The organism is Azospirillum largimobile (assembly GCF_977007025.2).
Genome location: NZ_CDRMUA020000001.1, coordinates 833547 through 858736, shown reverse-complemented (window position 1 = coordinate 858736; position 25190 = coordinate 833547). Strand labels below are relative to the sequence as shown.

Genomic DNA, 25190 nt, shown 5'->3' with positions numbered 1-25190 from the left:
TTCGGTTTCCTACCCTTTGGAAACCACGATGACGGGGGTTGTGTTGCCCCCGGTGCCGTCGCTTTTCGTCGGAAAATCACGCGCCGGGCCCAAAACCAGCGCGGCTTGCCCCGGCAGTCGCCACGCACCGCCCGGCTGTTCCACCGGTCCCGTGCCGCAGCCGCCATAGAGCGGCTCCTCGCTCGACCACAGAACCGTCCAGGCACCGTCCCTTGGCGGCGCGAGCAGCGGCTCCGCCAGAACCCTCAGGGTCAGGTCGCGCCCCAGATTGACCAGCAGCAGCCGGTCGTCGCCCTCCTCATCACCAAAGATGCGCAGGACAAAGGCCTCCTCCCCCAGAACGGCCCCGTCCAGCCCGCCGACGCGCTGGGCGGCGAAGACCCTGTCCTCCCGGCGCAGGCGCAGCAGGTCACGGTGCAGCGCCCAGACATGGGCGTTCGCCTCCCGCTCCCCATGGTCCAGCTTGCAGCGGGTGAAGCTCTCCTCCGCATGCGGCTTGGGCAGTCCGTCGCGCATCGGCGAGGAAGCGATGCTGGGAAACTGGGCCAGGAACTCCGCCCGTCCGTTCTCCACCAGTCCGGCCAGTTCCGGCTTGTGGTCGGCGAAATAGAGGAAAGGCGTGCCGGCCGCGAACTCCTGCCCCTGAAACAGCATCGGCGTGCCGGGACCCAGCAGGGTAAGCGCCGTCATCGCGCGCAGCCGGCCCGGCGAGGTCAGCGCGTGCACGCGCAGCCCGCGGGCGGAATTGGCGATCTGGTCGTGGTTCTGCAGGAAGGTGACGAACGCCGGCCGCGGCAGGCCGAAGGCAGGCATGCCGCGCCGCTTGCCCTGCCAGCGATACCACTGCCCCTGATAGAGGAAACCGTGCTTCATCGCCGACACGAACTCCTGCGGCGTGCCGCGATAATCGGTGTAGTAGGCCTCCATCCGGCCGGTCAGCGCCACCATGGCCGAGTGATGGAAATCGTCGTTCCAGATGGCGCAGAGCCCGCAGCCGCCCTCGTCCGCCGGCTTCACCATGCTGGCATGCTGCGGCTCGTTCTCCCCCACCAGGATGGCGGCGCGGTCGCCGGCGGCCTTGCGCACGGTGCGGGAGATCTCCGTCAGGATATGCGGTTCACCGCTGTCGAAGATCGACTGGGTCGCGTCCAGCCGCAGCCCGTCCAAATGATATTCCTCGATCCAGTAGGCGGCGTTCGACAGGAAGAACTCCCGCACCGGCCCGGAATCGGGACCGTCGAAATTGATCGCCTCGCCCCAGTCGTTCTTGTAGCGGTCGGTGAAATACTCGTCGGCGAAGCATTTCAGGTAATTGCCGTCGGGTCCCAGATGGTTGTAGACGACGTCGAGAATGACGGCGAGCCCCAGCCGGTGCGCCCCGTCCACGAAGCGGCGCATGGCGTCGGGATCGCCATAGAGCCGTGTCGGCGCGAACAGGTTCACCCCGTCATAGCCCCAGCCGAAGCGGCCGGGAAACTCCGACACCGGCATCAGCTCCAGCACCGTGACGCCGAGTTCGGCCAGCGCCGGCAGTTCCCGCAACGCCGCGTCCCAGCTGCCTTCCGGCGTGAAGGTGCCGATGTGCATCTCGTAGATCACTTGGCCCCTGATGGACAGGCCACGCCAATCCCGGTCGGTCCAGTCGAACCGATGCGGATCGACCAGCTGCGAGGGACCGTGCGGCCCGTCGGGCTGGAAGCGCGACATCGGATCGGGATAGAGCGTCTCGCGGCCATCGAGCCGGAACCGGTAGAGCCCGCCGGCCTCCAGCCCCGTCACGGCACCGGCAAAATAGCCGTTCCCCTCACCCTCCAGCACCGTCACCGGCCCGTCCGGCTCCACCACCAGTTCGACCCGCTTCGCCTTCGGTGCCCAGACCCGTGCATGGGCACCGCCGGGCAGCAGTTCGACACCGATGGACCAGCGCCTTTCGACGGTGGACTGCGCCTGCTCGACAGGCGGTACTGCGGCGGACATCTTCACTGCGACTGGCCCCCGGTGAGTGATGCGGACTTGCCTTACGGTCATGGTCAACAGGAACTGGGCGGTGTGGTCACGGCGGTAAGGGGAAATTGTTTCGGAAGCTAAGGATTTTGGGAGCGTGTCGGCTTCGAATGCCCCCACCCTAACCCTCCCCCGCTCTCAGCGGACCTATGGTCCGCCTGCCGCGTCAGCACAAAGCATAGCTTTGTGCGAGAGCTGGGCAGGGGAGGGAATTGGAGCTTTGTCGACGTGCGGCGGCAGTCCCCCCCCCACCCAGTGGGGGAGGATAGGTGGGGGTCTAACATCGCAAGGGGGCAACCGCCGCCCCCTTCAAACCCGCTCGCCGAAGCTCCCCGCGGCGGCGTCGATCACCAGCGGATGGGCGCGGAGCGCGCTCAGCGCCGCTTCCACCTTGTCGTCGGCGACCTCCAGCGTCACCAGCACGTCCGAGCGGTTGCCGCGTTCGGCATCGCGCTCCTCCCGCCCCGTCTGCACGACGGTGCCGAAGCGGTCGCGCAGGCTGCCGACGATCTCGGCCTCCACACCCCGGCCGCGTTCGGCGGGATAGGCGTAGACCAGTTCCATCGCGCTCTCCCTTCTCTGCTAACCTTGCGGGGCGAAGACGACGCGCATGCAGTCGTCGGTCTTCTCCTTGAACATGCGGTAGCCCTGCGGTCCTTCGTCCAGCGGCATCCGGTGCGTCAGCAGGTATGACGGGTCCAGTTCACCCTTGCGGATGTGCTCGAACAGCCGCTCGGCATAGCGCTGGCCGTTCTGCTGGCCCATGCGGAAGGTCAGGCCCTTGTTCATCGCCGCCCCCATCGGGAACTTGTCGATCAGCCCGCCATAGACGCCGACGATCGACAGGGTGCCACCCTTGCGGCAGCTCTCGATCATCTGGCGCAGCACCGCCGGCCGGTCGGTCTGCAGCCCAACCGCCTGCTTGGCCCGGTCGTACAGGTCCTCCACCGGGTTGGACGCGCTGTCGGCCTCCATGCCGACGGCGTCGATGCACACGTCGGGGCCGCGCCCGCCGGTCATCGCCTGCAGCGCGTCGAAGATGTCGACGCGGCTGTAGTCCAGCGTCTCCGCCCCCGCCTTCATCTGGGCGGCGCGCAGCCGGTCGGGGAAGCGGTCGATGCCGATCACCCGCTCCGCCCCCAGCAGCAGTGCGCTGCGGATCGCCATCTGGCCGACGCCGCCGCAGCCCCACACCGCCACCACGTCGCCCGGCTTGATGCCGGCCATGTCGGCGGCCATGTAGCCGGTCGGCACCGCGTCGGACACGAACAGCGCTTTCTCGTCGCTCACCCCGTCGGGCACGCGGACGGCGTTGAAGTCGGCGTAGGGCACTCGGACATACTCGGCATGGCTGCCGGCATAGCCGCCGAAGGCGTGGCTGTAGCCGAAGATGCCGGCGCCGCAATGGCCGTAGGCGGTGCGGGCATAGTCCGGGTTGGGGTTGGAGTTGTCGCACAGCGAGCTTTCGCCATGCTGGCAATGGCCGCAATGGCCGCAGCCGATCACCGAGATGGTGATGACCCGGTCGCCCCGGTTCAGGTAGCGGACCTCCGGCCCCTTCTCGACGATCTCGCCGAGAAATTCGTGGCCGATGATGTCGCCGGGCCGCATTGTGGGGACATAGCCGTCGATCAGATGCAGGTCGGACCCGCAGACCGACGACAGCGCCACCTTGACGATCACGTCATGCGGATTGACCAGAACCGGGTCGGGCACGCGTTCCACCCGTAGGTCGTTGGTTCCGTTCCAGCAGAGCGCCTTCATTCCATCGCCTCCCGGAACGAGCCGTTGGCCGCTCCATTCCCACTCCCGTTCCCGCGGGGCTGGCGGTCGATGGTGGACAGCTCCCCGGTCTCCACCCGCTGCTTCAGCCGGCGCAGCGCCTCCTCCGCCTGCGCTTCCGGGGTGATGCCCAGACGCGCCGCGACCTCCGTGGCCGGGACGCGGTAGACCAGCGTCAGCCGCACCTCCGTCCCGCGGTCGCCCGGTGCCGGGGTCAGCATCAGCGAGGCGCGGTGCGGAAGCGTCGTCTCGCCCACCGTGTGCCAGGTCAGCAGCCGGTCCTCGTCGACGCGGTCGAGCACGCAGCGCCAGCTCAGCTCCTCCCCGCCCGGCGCCCCCCCGGACATGGCGATCCACCGGCTTTCGGTGGCCGAAAGCACGTCGACCCGCTCCAGTTGCGGCATCAGCTTCGGCAGGTTGGCGAAGTTGCGCCAGAAGCGGAACACGGTTCCCGGTTCCGATGCGATGGTAACGACAGCCTGCGTGCGTTCCGGCGTCAGCGACCGGCGGCGCGATGCCGGGACATGGCTGCGCCAGGCGCCGGCATCGGGTACCGCCTTCAAGGCACGGTTGCCGAAGGGCCGCAGACCCAAGGCACCTGCGGCGAACAGGCCGGCGCCGCCCAGCGCCAGCATCGCTCCGCTCCAACCCGTCCGCCGGAGTCCAAGCACACCCAGCGCGGTGCCGCCCACCATGGCGAGCCAGCGGCCGCCGGTCGCGGCATCGCCCGATCCGATCAGGCTCATGCCCGACCGCAGGGAGTCCGACTGTGGCCAACGGCCCCGCCCGGTCAAACTGTTCGACGCCATCGCCGCTCCTTTCCCGTCTGTGCAATACCTGTGGACAGAGAACAGCCGGGTTGCGGCTTCGTTGCCTTACGCATGACCTGATGCGCAGCAACCCTGCGGCGTTCCGCCTGTTACCATCGGCAGCAAAGATCGGAAGGGAGGATGGCCGTGCCACTTCTGGACGCCACCGTGGGCATCGCCGACGCCGAAGGGTTCCGGCCGGCATCCCTGGAAACCGACCGCGGCCCGCTGGAGGCCCGCTACTATCCGGTTCCGGACGGGGAGTTGGCGGTGCTGTGGGTCGGCGGGGTGGGCGGCGGTTTCGACACGCCGGCACGCGGGCTCTATCCACGGCTGGCCGCCGACCTGACCGCGGACGGCATCGCGTCGCTGCGGCTGCGCTTCCGCGATCCGCGCGACCTGGAGCAGGCGGTGTACGACGTGCTGTGCGGGCTGAGCTTCCTCGGCCGCCAGGGCATCCACCATGTGGCGCTGGTCGGCCATTCCTTCGGCGGCGCCGTGGTCATCCAGGCTGCGGCCTCCAACCGCGGCGCCGTCTGCACCGTGGTAACGCTGGCGACCCAGGGCTACGGCACCGACCCGGTGACCGACCTGGCCTGTCCCATCCTGCTGGTCCACGGCGAAGCGGACGAGATCCTGTCGCCAAGCTGCTCCATGCACGTCCACCGCAAGGCGCGGGAACCAAAGAAGCTGGTCTTGGTCCCCGGCACCGGCCACGCGATGGAGGAGGCCTCCGAAGCGGTCTGCCGCGAGGTGCGCGACTGGCTGAAAGCGTATCTGCTGCGGCGGTAAGGGGAAAAGTTCAACCCCCACCCCACCCCTCCCCCGCTCTCAGCGGACCTCCGGTCCGCCTGTCGCGTCAGCACAAAGCATAGCTTTGTGCGAGAGCTGGACGGGGGAGGGAGCAAGTGCTTGCACAGAAGAGCAGCGGCAGTCCCTCCCCCGCCCAGCGGGGGAGGATAGGTGGGGGTCTCACCTCCCCTCAGCTTTCCTTCGGCTTGTGCGTGTCGCTGATCGGCTGCACGCCCGCAGGCTGCTCCTGCTGCTGCGGCTGGGGTTGCTGCTGTTGCTGCTGCTCCGGCGGCGGCTCGCGGCGCGGCGGGCCGGCCTTGACGTCCTGGTAGACGGCCTTGGCGATCTCCAGCAGTTCCTCCTTCGACAGGCGGCCGGCCAGCGCATAGGCCAGCTGCCCTTCCACCCAGTAGAAGGTGGCGACGTCGCCGTTCTGGGTAAAGCTGAAGCTGGACTGGTTGCCGCTCTGGGGAGCGCCGACGAACAGGGTGATCCGCTTGTTGGCGTCGTTGGCGTACATGTATTGCGCGCCGGCGCCCATGTCGGTCGGCAGCGACCGGCCGCCGATCAGCCGATAGCCGACGCGGCCCAGATCGGGGCCGAACACGTCGCGGCCGACCCGCTTGGACAGCCAGCCGTTCAGTTCGTCCTGGTTGTCGGCGCCGAGCTCCACCTGGAAGCGTTCGTCCGACGTATAGAAACGGTGCGCCTGGGTGGCTTCCTGGGCGAAGGTGGCGAGCGTCTGGCGCTGCTGGGCGACGGGGGCGCCGGCCTGCTGTTCGGCGCCGCGGCCCATCCAGCCGCCGGCCGCACCGGCAACAACCAGCATCACCGCAGCGGCGAACCGGACCAGCGGGCGGGCGTGCCAGGCCGGGCGGTTGTCGTTGAAGGCGATACGCCCCTTCAGCTTGTCGGACAGTTCCTGAACCGTATCGCTCGGCGGCTCGCGCAGGACGGTGTCGAGCATCTCGTGCAGAAGCATCGCCTGGGCGCGGTAATCATCCGCCCGGCGCGCCGCGTCGGGATCCTCGGCCAGCCATCGTTCCACCGCCAGACGGCGGCTGCCGTCCAGCTGTCCGTCCACGTAAGCGTGGAGTTCGTCCTCGGTGACCCGCCCTATGCCCTGATGCGCGTTCATCACTTCACCCGCCGGAGGGTGACGCCACCCTCGTTCGCCAGTTTCGCCCGCACCGCCTCGCGCGCCCGTGACAGGCGCGACATGACGGTCCCGATCGGCACGCCGAGCATGTCGGCGACCTCGTCGTATTTCAGGCCCTCCAGCGCCACCAGAAGCAGCACCTTGCGCTGTTCCTCCGGCAATTCGTCGACCGCGCGCATCATTTCGCGCAGTTCGACACGCTCTTCCTGCCGGGCCGGGGTGACCAGCTTCGATTCGACGTCGGCGACGTCGACCTCCTGCGGCCGGGCGGCCTTGGAACGGACCTGATTGACGTGGACGTTGTGCAGGATGGTAAAAAGCCATGCCCGCAGGTTCGTCCCCGCCTGGAAGCTGTCGGCGCGCGCCACCGCGCGCGTCAGCGCTTCCTGCACCAGATCCTCCGCATCGGCGCTGTTGCGCATCAGCGCACGCGCGTAGCGCCGCAAGGACGCGATGTGGACTTCCAGATCGACCCCGAATTTGCTCAACCGCGCACCCGATCCTTACCGATCACGCCACGGCTCACGCCATGGCCTCACCCTCCAGCCGCAAGGCCGGACGGGACGACACGGCGTCGCATGTCCAGGGCCGGGCCGGCCCGTTCGGCCTTTCAACCGAAGCGGAGACCCGATGCATATGGGTGCGAACGCGCGCCGCGCATCCTTTATTCCAGACTTTCTCAGGCTTGCAGCAAAATTTATGGCGAACCGCCAAGCTTGTGCCGAAAAGGCTTCAGGCAGGCCGCATCGATGATCCCATACGACACCGTTCGCGGTATCAGTCCCCGGGACTGCGCGCGTGCACCACGATGGCGGAGGATTCAGCTGGAAGGAAAGGATTGGTGGGCCCGGCCGGATTCGAACCGACGACAACACCGTTATGAGCGGCGGCAAAGTACCCGGACAGCGCCGGAAACGCTAGGGTTTCTCGACGTAGCGCTCAAGATGGCTGCAAGCGTTTCCGCGCCCTTGAGTGTGGTTGCGTGCCGCTTGCGTGCCGCCAATCGCCAACTGCTTTTCTGGTGCCTGTTCTGGTGCGTGCCGAGCGGGGACCTACTCACTTCTCCTCAATGAGAACGGTCTTGTACCCAGGCCATCAACGGCTTGCTCGGCACCAGCCAGCGTCCTGCACTTCCTCCTCAGAGCAAAACCACCATTCGCCTTTCCTAGTGTCCATCTGTGACCAGTCGTAGATTACGATTCGGGATTCATGGTGGATGCGATCACCTAACGTGGACCTTGATCACCTCGGATGCTCATTTCCTTGCGTCGCACCGGCCGTCGCGGCGAGGACGATATCGAGCACGAAGATCGGCATCGGGTGCTCCGTGCGGTTGCGAATGTCAAAGCGCGCATCGAGCAGAGCCCGGCTCTGCGCATCAGGGCGTGCCGTGAAGGGGAACATGACGGAACGTGTAGTTTCCCAATGCCCGAAGCCCTGGTCGAGGTGAACCTTCAGCTCCCCGCCGTTGTCCCAGCGTAGGTACAGGGTACGGCCATGCGGCAGATCCCGGGTCTGTCCGGTTTCGATGCGCCCGCGCAGGCCGATGTGGGCGAGCGCCGCCTCGACCACAGCGTCCCTGTGATCAACATGCGCCCAATCATCTCGTAGTTGGACCGGCGGCGGAGCATGGTCGAAAGAGCGGCGGCCACGCGTCCGCACGAGAACATCCACTCGTCCCGCCGGACCGGTCGCCGCCACTGGCCGCAACACCTCGCAGAGCAGGCGTACCGGCAGGGGGCTGGAGAGGTAACGGTCGTGGTAGACGACCTCGACGAGGCGCCCGCCCGACTGCAACAGCTGCCCAATCTCCGGCTTCCGTTCGAGGACCAGCGCCCAGAAGCGTCGGCCAAAACCGTCGACGGAACCGTTGGCTTCACCGCCCATCTCGATCAGGTCTGCCCGTTCCGTTTCCGTCCTGAACAGCTCGTCCGGATCGAGGCGCCGTGCCGGGCCGGTGCCCAATCCCGGTCCACGTCCAACGATCACCGGAGCATCGTGTCCTTCACCCCAACCCGCATCGGGCACCCGCGCCGCAGGATCGGCCACGGCCCAGACTTCATTGCCAAGGGCGCTACGCACCTGGGCGAGAACCGCCGCCCCGCTGGCCTCGGGCAGGGCCGGGGCGGAGGACAGGCCGGCGCGTGACCGCTCCAAAAGGCTGCGCAGTGCGACCTTCTGTCCGAACGTCAGCGTCGCGGCCGTGCTTTCCAAGACGGTCAGCACGATGTTGCGATCCTTGGCCCCCCACTTTTCGAGCAGAGGGCGGGCAGGCCAGGAGACAAAGTCCCAGTCGGCGGGCGAGCCGCCCAGCCAGAGTTGCAGAGCGGCGTCTGGACGCGCCTGCATCGCCCGGTCGATCGCCTGGACCAGCGGCCGCACCTCGGCACTGGACACTCCCGAACCGAAGAAGGCCAACTCCGCCGGCAGGTCAAGCCGGCGCAGGACGGAGTTTCGCAGGAACTCCCGCGCCTTCCGCCGGTCCAGCTTAGGCTCGTCGTACTGAGTATCACGGGACAAGAGACAAGCGTGGCAGGACGAAAGGCAATCGGGGTTCCGGCAATCAAGGATCCTGTCGGCGTCCCGAAGGAGGTCGTCGACGAACTCACCGGCAGCGCTGGCGAACCCGGCGCCCCCCGACGCCAGATCGTAGAGGAACAGGGAGTAGCACGTCCCGTGCCCCTCGGCGCGGGACAGCACCGATGCCCACCCGAGTTCCGAAGACTCGACACCCAGGCGGCGCGCCAGCGCCTCACGCAAAGCCACCGCAAGCGACGTCGCTACGGCATCGTCCATCAACTCCGGCATCTGCAGCTCAAGGACGTCCGTGCCGATGCCGTGGCCCAGCATCAAATGGCGCTTGATGCCGAACGTCGCGTCCGCGCCCGGGCAGACGCCGTCATGCTGCATCGCCTTCGTCGCACCGCGCAAGGGCAAGTGATTGACAAGGTCCTTGGGCATGACCGCGTCCGGTTGTCCGGCCCGCGCGCCCTCGGCGGCGGCGCGCCCGCAGTGCAGACAGACGGCGTAGCCATGGCCACCGGCACCAGGTGCGAAGTGGAAGACGTGCCCGGTCCGCGTCACCCGGAAGCGCCCCAGCTCCGGATCCGGCAGCGACATCCACTGACCGCTGCGCGCGGAAATCCAAGGCTTGATCGGCTGGAGGTAAGTCGTCTGCGTGATGTCGGCGTGGGGTTTCTCGCGCAGGTCGACCGAGAAGCCGGCCGGCTGGAGATAGGTGTGGGTCTCAACCGCTTCGCTGCCGCAGGAGCTGCACAGCTCCGGCTGCGTAGGCGCGGTGTCCGTAACACCGCAGCTCGGGCATTTCCAGGCGAACCCGATCGCCTGGATCTCCCGCACCCCCTCGTCCGAGGCGGGACGCTTCCAGTTCAGTGTCACGCCCGCCGACCGGTAGACGAGACCGTCCACGACAACGTCCGACCCTGGCGCGTAGTCGCGGATCGCCAAGTTGAGCTGACGGGTCGGATAGCCGCGTGCCGTGAACCGGTTGTCGTCGCGGGAGCCGCCGTCGCCCTCCGCTTCCGCCAGCCGGACGGCGGTCGTGTTGACGAACGAGACAACATCCGTCGGAAAGCCGTAGCCGGGCAGCACGCTGCGCGACGCAAGCTCAGACAGGAGATAGGCTCCCCGCAGGCGTTTGAGCTGGACATCCAGCGCCTTGCGGGCACCATCCTCGGTGGTGGCAAGCGCCGCCCTGGTGTCCTTGAGCGCCTGCCACTCACGCCGCCAGGCGGCGGTGGCCTCGGCGACCGCGACCGCCGTATCGAAGCGGAGACCGGCGCGGCCCTCCAGACAAGTGCCGGACACCAGCACCGTGACGTCAGTGGCGACCCGCTCCGGAAGCCCGGCCGGGTTTTCACACCAAGCCTGGAACGCAGCGACGAGCGAATCGTCGCGCCCTTCGGCCTCCGCCTCGGGAGACGGCTCGAAGAAGGCGCCTGCCTCCAGTTTGGGGATGTTCGATCCGGTGGCATGGTCCCGGAGGAAGGCGCTGAGCAGCAGCGCGTTGACGTGCCGCTGTACGATGACCGGGCTGTCCAGCGACACCGACGGCGGCCGGATGGTGTGCCGGAAGGGCCAAGTCGGCTCGCGGAAGACCGCCCAGCCCAGCGGGTTGTCCTTGCAGAAGGTGAACCCGATCGCCAGTGCCTCGCCGCGGCGCCCTGCGCGCCCGACGCGCTGGCGGTAATTCGCCGGAGCCGGCGGGACGTTGGTCATGACGACGGTCGTGAGGCCGCCGATGTCGACGCCCATCTCCATGGTCGTGGAGCAGTTGAGGACGTTGATCCGGCCCTCCTTGAACGCTCGTTCATAGCGCTTTAGGCGGCTGCTCGGCTGTTGCGCCGAATGCTCGACCGAACGCACGTAGGGAGCGCCCTCGGTGATGCGGTCGTGAAGGTTCGTCCAGATGCCCTTGTCGCGGGCGGCAAGCACCCGTTCGTCGCGGGAAAGCCAGTCCTTGACGGCATCCGCCGCGATCTCCGCGCCATCCCGGCTCCGCCGCCACGGGAAGGGCAATCGCGGCAGCAAGACGGGTTCGCAGCGCAACGCCTCGATGCGCGAGCCGAGCGGCATGTAGGGCGTGATGCCGAGGAAGGCGCGATCCAGCACCCGGCGGGTCCTCGGGCAGAGCCAAGCCTTCTCGATAGGAGCGAAGCGGGCCTTGCGCAGGTCGAGCACGAAATCCGGGCGTTGGGGATCACGCAACCCGAGGAGTTGGCTGTAGGCGGCGTCCAGGCACTCGTTGATTCGGTCGCGATCCGCGGGGTCGGCGAGGTCCAGCCTCAATCCAGCAGCCAGCAACCGGATGATCCCGCTGGTGTGGCTCGCCCGCGTTGCCCGGGGCCAAGCGATCTCGCCACTCCGTACGGCCGCCGGCTCACCCGGCCGCTTCAGCCGCTTTGTGAAGATCTTCCGGCCGATCCAGTGCGCGAGCTTGGGTTCGAGTCCCACCACCGACCGGCCGCGGATCAAGTGCGTGACCACGACGTAGAGGAAATCCCGCCACTCCGCGATCCCGAGTCCGCGTTCGACGAACGGCCCCGGTACCGTCGAGGGCTTGAGGTTCTCAATCGTGTCGAAGCGAAGCGACACGAGTCCCATCGTCTCGGCGCTGTTCTGCCGCTTCGGCCGGCGAACGAATTCGCGCAGGAGCTGGAAGTCAGCCAGACGCGAGGGGTCGCTGAAGTCGCTGTCGTACCGCCGCCAGAGATCGACCATCGACACCCGCAGGTCGTCCAGCTCGGCCAGGACCTGCTGCACGTCCCGCCAAGCCGGAGCCGGAACGTCAGCCTTCAAGACCTCGATCTCGCGCTGTTTCTGCTCGTACAGGGCACGGATCGCGTCGACGTGCAAGGCTGCCTCGAACGCCTTCATCTCGGTCTCTATCTTGGCGATCTCGGCCTCGCGCCCACCTGCGGCGGCGGCCTGGACGGCGTGATAGATGGCGCCGCGGACGAAATTCCGCTCGGCGTCCTGCTGAATCTTCGCTGCGAACCGCGCGGTACCCTGGCGGCTGTCGGTGAAGGTGATGAGCTGGCGTCCGTCGAACGGCAGGCGCTCCTCGCCGCCCCGGGCGGGCGACGCCTCCAGGAGCTGTGGCACGGCGTTGCCGAGCAGGAAGGGCGCGCCGAACCGTGCCGGGCGGAACAGGTCTGCTGCGGACGCGTCACGTCGGCATCCACAAGCCGGGCATTCGCCGTCGTGACACAGCCCCACCGGCAGCGCGCCCTGCGCTTCGCCGTCGAGCAGGCGCGACTGCGTCCCGTCGAGCCAGACCCGCTTGGCGTCGGGATGCGAGGGATCGACGATGAGCCGCCGTGCCAGCGCGATCGCCGCATCATCTCCGTCTTCTCCGCCATCGCCGTCCCCGTCACCCTCGGCCGTTGGCGGATCGATGTCCTGGCTGAACTCGTCGACGCCCTCCAGGGTCCGGCAGGCGCGCAAGGTGCCGTCCTCGGTCTCCTCGGCCATCAGCAAGGGCACGCCGCAGTCGGTGCAGGCGACGATCTCGAAGACCGGCGTGTTGCAGTGCGGGCAGCGTTCCGTCTCATGTGCGAACACGGCGCCGTAGCGCCATGCCGGAGTATCGAGAGGCGTTCCGGCACGCCCCGGGCAGCCGGGATTCACGCAGGCCCCGAAACCGGCCTGTGCCCGGTGGAACAGGTGGAGGCGCAGCGGCAGGAAGGGATGCCCGCCAGCCCGTGCCCGTCCCGCCTGCTCGATCATGGCAAGCGCCCTTTCCCGGCGCGCCGCGTCGCCGGCCGGCTCGGCCCGGCGGCCGAGCACGATGCCGGCCGCATCGCTCAGCTTCATCGGCGCATCGACAAGGCGGCGGCGAAGCTCGCGCATCGCCGGATCCGCCGTCAGCCGGGCAAAGGCCTCCTCCGGCGACAGCACCGCGAGCTCCGCCGGCGAGTCCGCGTCCGCATCGGGCAGCCGCGGCAGGTCGGGCACTGCGCGTGCGCCGGTGATCACCAGAACCCGATCCTCCGGAACCCCGGCCAGATCGGCCAGAAAGCGCCGCAGCCGTCCTTCGACCTCCGGCCCTTCGCCGATCGTCGCTGACGTCGCGACGAAGCGCACCTCGGTTCCGTCGACGCCGAATGCCCGCATGACCCGGCGCAGCAAAAGCGCCAGCTCCGCCGCCTGCGAGCCGATGTAGGTGTGCGCCTCGTCAAGCACGATCCAGCGCAGCTTGCCCCGCGATTTGGCGAGGATCGGCGCGTCCTCGGTGCGGACCAGCATGTATTCCAGCATGGTCACGTTGGTGACCAGGATCGGCGGCGGGTCTTGGCGCAGCCGCTTGCGCGAGAGGACCTCGGAAGGACGGCGCCGCTGCACGTCCTCTTTCTCCTCATTCGGCGTCTCGCCGTTGTAGAGGCAGAAGCGCACCCGTCCGTCGAACCCGTGTGTCCAGTCGGTCAGGCGGTCGCGCTGGCTGTTGATAAGCGCATTCAAAGGGTAGAGGAACAGCGCCTGCACGCCGGTCAACGTGCCGCCCCCAGCCGCCTGCCGGGCGAGGTCATTGAGAATCGGGATAAGGAAGCACTCCGTCTTACCCGACCCCGTGCCGCTGGCGACCAGCACCGAGCGTGGCGGATCCTCCGCGAGGCGCCGCCAAGCCTCAAGCTGGTGCGTGTGGGGGCGCCAGGTCTTGCCGAACCGGTAGGGTTCCCGATCCGGGTCGGGGCGCTCCATGCCCTCGCCATCGAGGATCCGGACGAGCAGCGGGTCGAGCAACCCGCCGGCAAGCTCCTCCATCGTGCGATCGGCCGGCTGCCAACCGAATGCGGCCTCGAGAACCGGGTCGGCGAGGTACGAGTCACCCATCCCGGGGAAATCGACGAGCTGGTGGCGCAGGTGTTCGCGCAGGGGCTCCGACGCGAGGCCGCTCTGGCTGATCACCGCATAGGCGGAGCGTTCGGCGAGGGCGGAAAGCAGGCTGTTGAGGGAGGTCTGCATCAGTCGCTCCAGCACGGGATCATGTCCGGTTCGGATAGGGTGAGGCCGAGGGCAAACGCATAGGCGTCGTCGAACCACTCGGGATCGAAGGCACGGCACAGGCGCAGCGCACGCAGGGTACCGCCGCCGACGCGGGTTCCGGCAGCCGCCATGCGGGCCGCGGCGAAGGGAGCGTCGAGCACGGGGCGGACCGACTCCGGCAGATCAAGATGCTCCTGCGGAAGCCCGGTGACCGTATCGCGGAAATCGGGACAGACCGGCCACTCCGGCCCGTCATTCCGGCGCCTGACGGCCATGCGCAGATCGGCCAGCCGCGCGGCCACGGAATTCCGAATGAAGGGCACGCGCAAATGGGCCAGAGTGCAGTCGTCGGCCCGCGCCCGCCCCAAGTGCTCGCGGACGAGAACCGAAGTGCAGCTCAGGGCCGGATGCTCCTCCTCCACCTGCACCAGGGTGGCGTCCACCACGCGCGCGGCGAGGGAGCGCGCAGTCTCCTCAGCCTGCCCTCCCGCAGTCAAAAGCGTGGCGAGGCCGCGCTCGACCGCGGCGAAGGCGCGCAGCCAGGAGCGGATTGGCAGTGCCGCCCACAGGAACGGCAACTCGTCCTGCATGGCAAGGATACTTCCGACCAGCGGGGTGGGTGCGCGGGCCAAGAAGACAAGCAGAGCGTCCGGCCGCTCCGACAGGCGCTGCAGCAGGTTCAAAGTAGCGAACGGCAGGCGCCCCTGGATCACTTGCAACCATCGATCGACTTCCGGCCAAACGCGGTGCATCGGATCGGCAGTCGAGGCGTCGAGCAGCCTGCAGAGCGCTTCCTGCCGTTCATTGTGATCGGCGATGCGGCTGATGGCGGCAAGACTCTCGGCGGTCTCCGGCGGCTCGGTCCCGGCAGCCGTGAAGGCCGTGGGTTCGGCCACCGGCGTGGTGCGCGGCCGGATGCGGTGTCGGCCGCCCACACGGCCGTAGATCAACCACGACCCCGGCGCGCGACCGTCCTTGCGGAACATCCAGGACGGGGCCCCATCCCCACCCGGCAGCCCGGCCGGCAGCGGCTCCTCGGGGGTGCCGGGGTCGGCGAACGGCCTGCAGACGAGTTCGATGTCCGCGCGGTCGGCCTCGTCAAGGGTGGCGAGGCCGTCCTTGCCGATGCATACCCGTTCGCCGTGGATCGTAAGCTCCAGATCGACGCGGCTCACATGCACCGGGGCGCTCTCGATGCCGGCGCAACGGACGAAGAGTTGGACAACGGCATCCAGCTCCTGCGACGCTGCCAGCAGGTTCAGCAGCGACGCGCGCAGCGTCGCCAGGGAACAGGCCCCCTGGAAGCGGTGCCGGATCCACAGCCGCCGCTCGTCAGGAAGGTCGGGCGCCCTCAGCCATCCGAAGATCTCGGCGTCGCCTCCGGGATCGGCGAGCGCGCGCACGCCGTGGAGTTGATCGAGATGCAGCCGCGCGCGCGGCGGCAGCCAGCGCCCGCGCGCATCGATGAACCCGCCCCCGCGCACCGGGAAGTGCAACAGGCAGCAAACGTCGCCCTGCCCCGGCCAGGACGCGACGACGGGCACCCGGCTCGGCGGCTTGCCGCTCGCCAGAAGGCGGATGGCCGTACCGCCATCCTTCCGGTCGACCATGTGCTCCACGCCCGGGCCAAGCTCGGTTCGCTCGACGCGCAGTTCGGCGTCGCCGAATCCGTCCAGCAGCAACCGCCCGCTGCTGGCCCCCTCATGCTCCGTCCGCACCCGCGCGGTGTCGGGCAGCACGGCGAGGCGGAGGCGGTCCAGCGCCTCCTCCCCCCGTACGAGGACGATGTCGAGGAGCCCCAGCGGCCACGAGCCGTCGTGGGGAAGCGGACGCCAGGGACCGCCGCGTGCCGGCCTCCAGCGGAGGTCGCCGACGGGCACCGGCCGGCCCGACGCGGCCGGGCCACCGCTCATCTCCAGCAGAAGCGGCCGGCCGAGCACGGTCACAGGGGCCGCGACGTCCCATGTTGGCGGTCGCCCCTCGACGGACAGGCGGCTGCGCTCTTCGTCCTCGCTGCGCGTCCGGAAGACTATGGAAAGCCCATCCCCACCCCCTGCCCAACGGACGGTCCCGGTGATCTCGTGGAGCGTGAGGTCCGTCCCGGCGACCGGTCCCAGGGTCCGCACCGTGGCCCCATCGGCGGGAACCAGCTCCGCGCCTCCTCGGCAGGCAACGTAGAGGCGCTCCTTGCGGGTGCGCATACTGCCGCCGCCGACCAACCGGAGCCTCGTCGGCTCGACGTCGTCGTCAGCGGCGTCGAAGACGAGCGGCGGCTGCACCGCCGGTTCGCCGCCGCGCGGCGCGAAGGTGTGCACGGTGGCGCCGTCCACCCGAAGGCTGAGCGCGGCCGGCGCTTCGAGCGGCCAGGCGACCATCCTCCGTGCCGCCGAGAGTGGCTCGACACGCCACTCCTTCCGGTCCGCGCCTTCGGCCTGCAAGAGCGCGAGCGGGCCTGGCACTAGACCTTCCAGATCGCCAACCGCGCGTAGCCGGGCGCGTGTGGCGGTTCCGGGAAGCGCCTCCAGCGGGACCGGGCCGCCGCGGGACAGGATGCCATCCATGGTGAAGGCCAGCATCGGCCGCCACGTCGCACCATCGGTCACCAGGATGCGGCCGACCAGAGCGTTCAGACCGGGAGCGCGGTCGCGAAGGGCTACAGTGTCGCGGATCAGCCCGGCGAGCAGGCCGTGCGCCGCATCGTCGTCCACGGGCAGCGGCAGTTCGTCCCGCCATCGCGGCGCGTTCGCGTCGAGCCAGGCGACGGCGTCGGCGGCGGGCACGGAAGCGGGGATCCCATCGCGTCGGGATAGCACCGCGGCGAGCAGGTCGCCGATCAGGGCATGGACCTCCGGCCGGCGGAAGCTCGCCGGCAGAACGTGGGCGTGCTGCTCCGACAGGCGCCGCCCCAGCTCCGCGTCGGGACCCAGGCGGTCAAGTTCGCCGAGCACCCGACGCAGGTGGTCCGTCAGCCTGCCCTTGCCGGCGGCGAGCAGGCCGAGGGGAAGCCCGCCCTCCAGGACCAGGGTCAGCAGGAACTCGCGGCCATGGGCCGAGCGACGCAGGTCCCGCTTCCAGAACGCGAGGCCCCGCGTCGTCAGCGCGCTCGCCGTCTGCCAGTCGTAATCGGTTCCAAGGTCGTGGAACACCGCCTCCCATCCCCAGGCGCTGCCATCATAGCGGCGGCGCCACCACTCCGCGGTGAAGAGGCAGAACAGGGCGGCTAAGTGGCGCTCCGCCGATGCGCCCCCGATCCCGGCTTCGGTCAGCCGGCTCGTCATCGCTGCCAGCTCCGCGTCGGTGCAGCGGTAGGCGTGGAGCGGGCGCCCGTCCGGTTCGGCGAGGGAGCGCTCCGAGAGGAACTCATCGTTCAGCCAGCGCATGGCGAGATAGTCCGCTTTGCTCACGGTCGGCAGCTCCCTTCGGGATTATCGTTCTTGTCCGTCGATCCTCGGGCCACCCGCTTCCTCCTGCCTCCGTCAGGTCCAGCGGGAGCTTGGGCTGTGGCAGTCCCTCCCGAAGGTCGCCTTCCGGCTCGTTTCCTCGTGGCACGGAGAGGCGATATCTTTGCCGTCGTACGGCATCACACGATTTCCAGCTCGGTGACGTCCTCAGCGGCGCCGAAATCGACGGCATCCTGCTCGGCCTCATCCGTCCCGTGTTCGTCCACGATGGCCTTGCCCATGGCCGCAGAGACGACCCCCGCGAGCGCTGCAATGCGCGCCTCGAAGAAAGCGTCGAAGTCGTCGTTGCGCAGGTGAACCGGGTCTATGAGGTGGGTTCGCAGGATCTCGTCAAGCGCATCGGGGCTGATTCCCTGCCGCTGCTCGATCCGCCTCAGGTAGGCCGAGGGCGCGTCGCCACCGATGGCGATGTTCGAGGCCTTTGAGAGCGGCGTCTTGTTCACGATGGAGTCGAAAACGCCCGGCGGGATCCCCTTCTTCCTGCACCAGCTCTGCGGGAAAATGTGATGGATGTCGATCTTGTCGTTGAAGAAGGTCATAAGGTCCGTTGGGCGGCCGTTGATGAAGTCGCGGCAGCCGGAGCGCATCAGCAGCGCCTGAATTCCCTTGTAGGCGGCGGAGATGCGCGTTCGCAGCGAGCGCAACCGGTCGCGCTGGAACAGCGCCTCGTCAATGGAACGCGGATGGCCGGCGGATCCGGATAGCCAATCCACCAGTTCCGGCACGTCACGGGCAAGGCGAGATTCCGTGCTCGATCCGTAGAGTTCACCCAGCGTCACCGACCAGAACCAGCGGGACAGCTTCTCCTTCGTCGCGGCCGTCTGCGCCGACTTGCCGAGAATGGCGAAGGTGGCGGCGAGCCCGACGATCTGCGGCGGATAGGGCACGTCGCGGTGCCAGATGATCTTGTGCTCGTTCAGGAAACCGGCGGCCTCGACGAAGCCCCGCTCCACAGCGTCGGCGTGCTTGCGGTAGGCGTGCAGGGGCAGCCCGAGCAGCGCGTCGCGGTTGCAGCTCACCCGCGGCAGTTCCTTCGCGTCGGGCCGGTCCTTGGTCTTCGCCAGTTCCTCGGCGCGGGCGAGCCGCACCTCGCGCGTGTGCAGAAGGGTGCAGGCCTGGAGGAAGTCGGTACTGGCAATCTCGGCCAGCACGTCGCGCCGGTTGGGCGAGCCGATGAGGCGGGCGCGGCGTCCGGGTGTCGCCTTGTCGGCGGGACCGGCCCAGTCCTCCCGCAGGTCGAAGCCGCTGGCCGCGTAGATGGCGGTGACGAGTTCGAAGGCGTCGAGCTTCTTGCCGCCGACGTTCACCTTCTCGAACACCAAGCAGATGGCCTCGCGGCTGTTGCTGCGGCCAAGGCGGATGATCGGCATCTTGTAGCGGGTGACGCGATCGACGACCCCGCGGTCGAAGTCGCGTTCGAGGTCGGAGACGTCACGTCCGCGCGCCTTCCAGTAGTCGCGCCAGTCGTAGAACCAGTTGCGGCTATCGAAGATGCAATTCAGCGGGAAGGCGTCGTGCTCGAACTGTCCCTCCGGCGTGGACAGGTCGAGCACGATCTCCTTGCCGAAGTTGCGGCGGACGATCCTGTCGGCAGGGACGCCGATGATCGCGTCCTCGAACTCCATGCCCGCGGCAACGGCCGCCTTGATGTCTAGGAAGTAGAAGCGCTCGACCTCCGTTCCCTTGGGCGTACGGGTGCGGACCGGCTTCGTCGAGCGGGTCGCTTGGTACAAGGAGGTAACCCGCTGTTGCCCATCCAGCAGCAGTTCCGTCGGCCGCACGTCCTTGGCCGGGACTCCGGCCAGCAGGCGGGGCTTGAACTCGATTTCGCCGCCGGTCTCCAGCGTGAGCAGGGCGCCCACCGGGAAGCCCTTGGCCACCGAGGCGACGAGACTGCGTACGTCGGAGTCGCCCCAAACGTAGTCACGCTGGAATTCGGGGAGCTGGAGACGCCCCTCCTCCGCCCAGCGGAGGATATCCTTCAGGTCTTCCTTGGTGGAGTCGAACATCAGTCTGCCTTGCTGGTTGCGAAGGACCGGGCCGGTTCACCAGTGCGCCTCGCGAAGAAAATCGAGGATGGGCCGTTCAAAGAGATGTTCGCTTGTCGACCCATTTCGTCGCGCGCTCTCGTAGGACTCATCGAAACGGAAGGGGGGTGGAGGGGAAGACTGGAAGCGGTGCTGCCCTTCACCGGAGCGGCGTCTACTGTTGGATCGGCCGATGTCGCAGCGCTATGCGCGAGCGGCGCGTCACGTACTTTCCCACAGGCATGCCTCGCATCCCCTAACCTTTTCTTTCGGGGTACGGTAACGAGGAAAGTTGGCCAAATCCAGCAACACCGCAGATTGAAGCGCAGATATTTTCTCGTCGCATACCATCATATGCATCGGCGTCAGGAAACCGTTGCGTTGAACAGTTCATTCCGCTCCTCGTCAGTCGCAGCAGGTGGCATCAGCGCGTCCCGGAACAAGCGCCGCTTGCGGTTCAATAAAGCGTGGAGGTTGCGGTCGAAGGCCGCGCACCCTTCCCCCAGCACCGCCATGGGGATGTGAATGTGGACGGGCCGCGTCTGGCCGATGCGCAGCACGCGGCCGGTGCACTGGTCTTCCACCGCCGGGTTCCACCAGCGCGAGAGGTGGACGACGTGGTTCGCCCGCGTAAGCGTCAGGCCGACGCCGCCGGCACGCGGCGACAGGATCATGGCGTCGAAGCCGTCGGGACCAGCCTGAAACCGGTCCACCCGCGCTTGGCGGATGCCGCCGGCCACCTGCCCGCTGATGATCATCGGCGGTGCGGCGAGCCGGTAGCGGCGCTGGATGACGCCGGCCAGACGGGCCTGCATGGCCAGATCGTCCAGGAAGACCAGGGCGCGCTCGCCGCTCGCCGCAACCGTGTCGAGCGCTGCGAATGCACCTTGGAGCCGCGCCGACGCAGCGATGAACGCGTCGTCGGATTGCGGGACATCCGGATCGGGGTGGAGCGAGATGGCGCGCAACCGTTGCAGAGCTTCCAGCACGACGCCGGGCTTGTCGGCGCCGCGGGCGGCGGCGATCACCTCCTCGTACGCGGTGCGCTGGGTCGCCGGCATCAGTATTTCCCGCACGTCTTCCCGAGGGATCGGCAGGTCTGGCAGGCGGTCCTGCTTCAGCCGACGCAGAAGCAGCGGCGGACGACCGCCGTGCCAAGCGTCAAGAGATGATTTCAGCCGCCGCAGCCGGTCGGCGTCGGGCGAGCGCTCGTATTCCGCGCTGAACGCCTTCAGATCGCCCAACACAGCGGGGTGGACCGCGTCGGTGATGCACCAGAGGTCCGACAGGCGGTTCTCAACCGGCGTCCCGGTCATGGCGATCCGGAAATCGGCGTTCATCGCCTTGGCGGCGTCGGTCAGGCGGACCCCGGGGGTCTTGATCTTCTGCGCCTCGTCGAACAACATGGCCGCAAACCGGACCTTCCCGAAATCGCGGTCGTAATCGCGCAGGGTCTCGTAGGTGGTCAGCACCCAGTCGGCGGCGGCCAAGGCGTCAGTGTCCAGCGCCGGCCGTCCGTCGGGCGACTGCCGCTTCAGTGCCGCCAGACCGCGCCCAAACGCCTCGGTGCACCGGCCCAGTCCAACGCCGGAGAGGTGGCGATCCGCCTCCGCACGCCAGTTCTGCAGCAGGCCGGTGGGGGCGACCACGGCAACCGGCGCCCGCTGGATAGTGCCATCCTCCATGCCGCCCCGAAGCCAAGCGAGAAAGGCGAGACCCTGCAAGGTTTTGCCTAAGCCCATGTCGTCGGCGAGCAGCACGCCCGGCCGCCCCATCGCCCATGCCTTCTGCAGCCAAGACAGCCCCTCCTCCTGGTGAGGCTTCAGCGGCGTGGCCAAGCCCCGGGACGCGGCCGACAGCGGCGCGGGGCGTAGGACAAACGCCCCCTCGACCTCTACCTCCTCCTCGTTGGGGCGGATTAGCAGGACCTCGGGTGCCGCCTTCGCCGGAGCATCGGGCTCGGGCGCGCCCGGGACGTGGTCCTCCTTCGCCCGGCGGGCGGCGGCGAGGTCGTTCAGGGCCGCCAGTGTCTCGACGGTGGCTGGGACGGGGACGGTCGCACCATCCACCTCCACAGGCACCGATGGGCGGCCGGCACCGATGGCGTCCTCCACCCGCGCCCGCAGGGCATCGGCATTCTCCAGGGACAGGGGAATCGTCCGGTCGCCGACGACGATGCCGGACGGGCCTCGGCATGAGTCGGAGCGGGATCCCTCCGGTCCCTCTCTCCCCGCCCCAGCTCCGCCGTCGCCGAACCATTCCGTAGGATCGAGCGCGATCCAGGGCACCACCCGCGGCTTCCACAGGCCAAGCCCGACGACGCGGTCGGCGTAGGAGGGGGTCTCGCGGAACACCGCTTCGAGCACCGTGTCGTCGACGTCGGGACCCAGCGCGTCGCGCAGGAACGCCCGCGGGGAGGCGAACAGCGCCCGCCGCGCCGCCGGCGGTGCCGACTGGACACGGCGCACCTCCGCCAGCGCGCGACGGAGCATCGGCGTCACCACGGCGTACCAGTTGCCCCCGAGCGTGTAGACCGAGCGGACAGTTCCGTAGCGGTTGAATTGGTCTTCACCGAAGGCACGCTGGCGCTCATCGGGAAGCAGCGGCTCGTCCGGCTCGCCGCCGGAGCGGTGCAGGATGGGGACCAGCTTCGCGGCGTCGCCCTCTCCCTTGAGGTCGAGCGAGAAGGCGTCGGCGATGGCGATGGTCATCGCGCCGATTAGCCCGCCGGTCTCGGCCGCGCCGGCCTGGACGGCGGGGGGCAGCGCCTCGCGCAGCGCGGCCACCGCAGCGAAGCGCGCGCCCTGGTCGTCGGCTGGCGCTTGGTTTAGCCGGTCCACGGCCTCCGCGATGTGGAAGAGCGCGTCGGAGACGCGCCACCACGCCTCCCCGATCCGGAGGAAAGCGCCGACCCGCCGGGCTCCAACGACGGGCTGGCCGGTCGGCCGGCGCCATTCCAGATCGGCGGCGAAGCCGGTGCTCGCGATGGTGCCTCTGGTCTCGATCCGGGCGACCACGGGGGCTTGCGTCGGCAACCCCAGGCTCGCCGCTTCGCGCCCCGACAGACCGGCGACCGTCCGGTGTTCGACCAGGAGCATATCCCCGTCCGCGATAGCACTGTCGGCCGCCACCAGCCGTTGCGCCAAGTCGACGCCGGGGAGCAACGCCGCCGGTGCGGCGACCGGCCAGAGATCCGTCGGCACCGCCCCGTCCGCCCCGACCAAGCGGATCTCGACGCCCGCCGCCTGTGGTTCCGTCTGGAAACGAACGCTCATCTCGGCATCCAGTCATCGTGGGTGAGGCGGATGCCCGCCCGGTCCGCCAGCATCCGTGCGACGCTCCCCTGCCAGCGGCCCCGGTCAGAACCCATGTGGCTTAGCCCGTTGGAATCGCTGCTGCCACCCGATCCGTAGTCCGGGTTCCGGGGAAACGGCAGGCCCACCCCGGTCACGTTGTCCCTCGTGTAGCTGGTCTGATTAAGCTTGGGCGCGGTCTTCCAATCCATCGGCCAAGCCCGAAGCTTGCCGTTGTGGCTCCATTCGCAAAAGATGGTATTGCGGATCCGCATGAGCAGGATCGACTGGTCGGTGTGGCCGCTCAGGCGCGCATAGGCCCCGTTCAGGTCGCGCAACGCGCGGGCCGACGCATGGACCAAGCTGCCGAGCGCCAGCCAAGCGTCGTCGATGGCGCCGGCCTTGAGGTAGGCGGACCAGAATGCCTCGCGGTAGCGCCAGTGATGGTCGTAGGCATGCTCCCCGATCACTTCGAAGAAGGCGTTCAGCGACGCACGCGCCAGCCAGCGCCGCATCAGGGCGACGGCGTCATCACCGGCCCGGCTCCAATGGCTTGCACGGGTGCGGGGATCGCCCAGATGGGACAGGAGAAACGCCTGCACCGCTGCGCGCGTCGGCTCAGCCGGCTCGGTACGCCCCGCCAGCCAAGGGCCCAGAAGTCCCCGGACGACACGGCCGCGCGCCTCTGGCTCCTGGAAGCGCAGGGTGCCTCCGGGCGCCAGGAACCCGGCTAGGCGCTCCATGGCGTCCTCGCCGGAACGGCCGGCCAGCCCCTCCGGCGCGAGGCAGAGCACCTCCTCCTGGACCGCGCTCGCATAACCCGAGACGGCGCGAAGAGGATCGTCGAGGCAGGATCTGGCGAGGATGTCGGCCACCGGTTCGGGACCCTGCACGACCCGACGCGCCAGCGTCCGTGGCCCTTCCGCGGCATCGAACAGGTGGCACCAAGCGTCCGCCGCGCGCCAGATCTCGAAGCGCGCGTCGCTGCCGGCCTTCAGGAAGCGTCGAATGCCGTGCCCTGCGTCGGCGATCCGCGGCGCGCCGGCGGAGAAGTCCTTGATCCACGCCTCGATGAGCGACCGCCGCACCCCCGCGCGGCGCTCGGCCAAGGCCACCACCGATTCTAATAGCCCTGTCATGCCGGCCATGGGGTCCTTTTCGGTCCACATCAACCAGGGCGCGTCGCGCAGGTCCCGCGACGCGGCGGAGGCTACTCCGGCCGCCTCGCGCGCGGCTTGGTTCAAGCGCCGCCGCACCTGAAGGAGGACGTCCCCGGCGGGCGCCACGGGCGCCGCGTCGCGCGCAGCCAAGGCCTCGACCAGCTTGGTGGTCGCCGACACGGTCGGCAGCTTCGTGCCGCGGGCCAGGAGATGCACCGACGCCGACAGGGCGTCCAGGGCCTGCCGCGTGTGGTTCATCGGGCCGCTCCGAGGACATTGCGGATTTGGTCACGCAGCCGCTGCAGCTCCTCGGACGTGCGGGCGGACAGGACGAACCGCAGGTCGATGCGCCGGTTCTGCCGGTAGTCCTCCTCGGACGTGCCTCGGGCTTCGGGCAGGGGGCGCCGCTCACCGTATCCCGAGACGCCCAGCAGAGGCAGGCCGCCGCTGTTGCGCAGCCCGTCCAACACCGGCTGCGTCTGGCGCAGGCTCTGGAACACCGCCAACGCCCGGTCGGTGGACAGCCGGTCGTTCCGCGCCCGCGACTGATCCTGCGCCAAGTTGCGGTAAGGCTGACGGTCGGTATGCCCCTCTACCAGCACCGTCTCCAAGATCGGCATCGTGTCGCCGCCACATCCGGTCGCCGCGCCGCCGTCGGTGTAGCACGGCAGCACACCGGCCAGCACATCGGCCAGGGCCAGCACGGTCCCCGCCGCCTCCTGCCGGTAGACCGCCTGCCCCGTCTCGAACAGCAGGTCGCCCGACAGCCGGAGGACCCCGGCCTCCGGATCGAGGGTGACCCGTACCCCCTGCTTCAGCAGTGCCTGCTCCAGGGACAGCAGAAGCTGGTTGCGCATGACCTGCCGACTCTCGATGTCCCGTTCGAGTTGGGCCACTGCCTCGGACAGCAGGCGGCGCAACTCCTCGTTCCGTGTGCGCTGCCGCGCCGCCTCCTCGGCCTCGCGCCGGGCGCGCTCCTGCTGCCGGAGCGCCTCATGCTCCGCCGCCTCGGCGCGCCGCAGCGCCTCCTCGTAGCGTGCCCGCTCGATGACCTGCTCCTCCTCAGCGTCGCGGAAGTTGAGCGCGAAGACGGTCAGCATCAGGAGAAAGACGAACAGCACCCCCACCATCAGGTCGCTGATGGAAGCGAAGTAGCCTTCGCCGGCTTCGTCTTCGGTACCCGCCGTGGTGGCCACG

Annotated in this window: 13 protein-coding genes; 1 reads left to right on the top strand and 12 read right to left on the bottom strand. The window is 68.7% G+C overall.

All coding sequences use genetic code 11. From position 1 onward, the window contains the following. Window positions 1-9: 9 nt before the first annotated feature. From treZ to ACWPKK_RS04010, 4 genes are all read right to left on the bottom strand, one after another. Window positions 10-1977, bottom strand: a complete 1968-nt coding sequence (gene treZ / locus ACWPKK_RS04025; RefSeq protein ID WP_452004713.1) for a malto-oligosyltrehalose trehalohydrolase — start codon at window positions 1975-1977, stop codon at window positions 10-12. Between the two features lie 336 nt (window positions 1978-2313). Then, the gene (locus tag ACWPKK_RS04020; protein ID WP_452001212.1) at window positions 2314-2568 is read right to left on the bottom strand and encodes a hypothetical protein; all 255 of its coding nucleotides are present in this window, start codon (window positions 2566-2568) and stop codon (window positions 2314-2316) included. 18 nt (window positions 2569-2586) lie between these two features. Continuing rightward, window positions 2587-3768, bottom strand: coding sequence for a zinc-dependent alcohol dehydrogenase (locus tag ACWPKK_RS04015; protein ID WP_452001210.1), 1182 nt, complete (start codon window positions 3766-3768; stop codon window positions 2587-2589). Then, on the bottom strand, window positions 3765-4595 hold the full coding sequence (locus ACWPKK_RS04010; RefSeq protein WP_452001208.1) for an SRPBCC family protein: 831 nt from the start codon (window positions 4593-4595) through the stop codon (window positions 3765-3767). Before ACWPKK_RS04010 ends, ACWPKK_RS04015 begins: the two co-directional genes overlap by 4 nt. 141 nt (window positions 4596-4736) lie before the next feature. Between ACWPKK_RS04010 and ACWPKK_RS04005 the strand changes: the two genes are divergently transcribed. Continuing rightward, window positions 4737-5387 carry an alpha/beta hydrolase gene (locus tag ACWPKK_RS04005; RefSeq protein ID WP_452001206.1) on the top strand — a complete coding sequence of 217 codons (651 nt, stop codon included), beginning with the start codon at window positions 4737-4739 and terminating at the stop codon, window positions 5385-5387. A 190-nt stretch (window positions 5388-5577) separates the two neighbouring features. Here the strand turns inward: ACWPKK_RS04005 and ACWPKK_RS04000 are convergent, their stop codons facing one another. The 8 genes from ACWPKK_RS04000 to ACWPKK_RS03965 form a co-directional block, all read right to left on the bottom strand. Next, window positions 5578-6525: an anti-sigma factor family protein gene (locus ACWPKK_RS04000; protein WP_452001204.1), complete on the bottom strand. Its 948-nt coding sequence runs from the start codon at window positions 6523-6525 to the stop codon at window positions 5578-5580. Next, window positions 6525-7034 carry a sigma-70 family RNA polymerase sigma factor gene (locus ACWPKK_RS03995; RefSeq protein WP_324871488.1) on the bottom strand — a complete coding sequence of 170 codons (510 nt, stop codon included), beginning with the start codon at window positions 7032-7034 and terminating at the stop codon, window positions 6525-6527. The genes ACWPKK_RS04000 and ACWPKK_RS03995 overlap by 1 nt, the downstream gene beginning before the upstream one ends. 754 nt (window positions 7035-7788) lie before the next feature. Then, window positions 7789-14031, bottom strand: coding sequence for a DEAD/DEAH box helicase (locus tag ACWPKK_RS03990; RefSeq protein WP_452001202.1), 6243 nt, complete (start codon window positions 14029-14031; stop codon window positions 7789-7791). After that, complete coding sequence (locus ACWPKK_RS03985; RefSeq protein ID WP_452001200.1) at window positions 14031-17456, bottom strand: STY4851/ECs_5259 family protein; 3426 nt, start codon at window positions 17454-17456, stop codon at window positions 14031-14033. The genes ACWPKK_RS03990 and ACWPKK_RS03985 overlap by 1 nt, the downstream gene beginning before the upstream one ends. Window positions 17457-17632: 176 nt before the next feature. Beyond that, entirely contained in the window at window positions 17633-19522 is a 1890-nt protein-coding gene (locus ACWPKK_RS03980; protein ID WP_452001198.1) for a GmrSD restriction endonuclease domain-containing protein, read from the bottom strand. Window positions 19523-19905: 383 nt separating this feature from the next. Further along, window positions 19906-22815: a DEAD/DEAH box helicase gene (locus ACWPKK_RS03975; protein ID WP_452001197.1), complete on the bottom strand. Its 2910-nt coding sequence runs from the start codon at window positions 22813-22815 to the stop codon at window positions 19906-19908. Next, window positions 22812-24251, bottom strand: a complete 1440-nt coding sequence (locus ACWPKK_RS03970) for an EH signature domain-containing protein (protein WP_452001195.1) — start codon at window positions 24249-24251, stop codon at window positions 22812-22814. The genes ACWPKK_RS03975 and ACWPKK_RS03970 overlap by 4 nt, the downstream gene beginning before the upstream one ends. Then, on the bottom strand, window positions 24248-25189 hold the full coding sequence (locus ACWPKK_RS03965; protein ID WP_452001194.1) for an OmpA/MotB family protein: 942 nt from the start codon (window positions 25187-25189) through the stop codon (window positions 24248-24250). The genes ACWPKK_RS03970 and ACWPKK_RS03965 overlap by 4 nt, the downstream gene beginning before the upstream one ends. Window position 25190 lies beyond the last annotated feature (1 nt).

Coding starts and splice junctions, on each gene's coding strand:
- treZ (WP_452004713.1), bottom strand. CDS start 1,977: ATGTCCGCCGCAGTACCGCCTGTCGAGCAGGCGCAGTCCACCGTCGAA.
- ACWPKK_RS04020 (WP_452001212.1), bottom strand. CDS start 2,568: ATGGAACTGGTCTACGCCTATCCCGCCGAACGCGGCCGGGGTGTGGAG.
- ACWPKK_RS04015 (WP_452001210.1), bottom strand. CDS start 3,768: ATGAAGGCGCTCTGCTGGAACGGAACCAACGACCTACGGGTGGAACGC.
- ACWPKK_RS04010 (WP_452001208.1), bottom strand. CDS start 4,595: ATGGCGTCGAACAGTTTGACCGGGCGGGGCCGTTGGCCACAGTCGGAC.
- ACWPKK_RS04005 (WP_452001206.1), top strand. CDS start 4,737: ATGGCCGTGCCACTTCTGGACGCCACCGTGGGCATCGCCGACGCCGAA.
- ACWPKK_RS04000 (WP_452001204.1), bottom strand. CDS start 6,525: ATGAACGCGCATCAGGGCATAGGGCGGGTCACCGAGGACGAACTCCAC.
- ACWPKK_RS03990 (WP_452001202.1), bottom strand. CDS start 14,031: ATGCAGACCTCCCTCAACAGCCTGCTTTCCGCCCTCGCCGAACGCTCC.
- ACWPKK_RS03980 (WP_452001198.1), bottom strand. CDS start 19,522: ATGTTCGACTCCACCAAGGAAGACCTGAAGGATATCCTCCGCTGGGCG.
- ACWPKK_RS03975 (WP_452001197.1), bottom strand. CDS start 22,815: ATGAGCGTTCGTTTCCAGACGGAACCACAGGCGGCGGGCGTCGAGATC.
- ACWPKK_RS03970 (WP_452001195.1), bottom strand. CDS start 24,251: ATGAACCACACGCGGCAGGCCCTGGACGCCCTGTCGGCGTCGGTGCAT.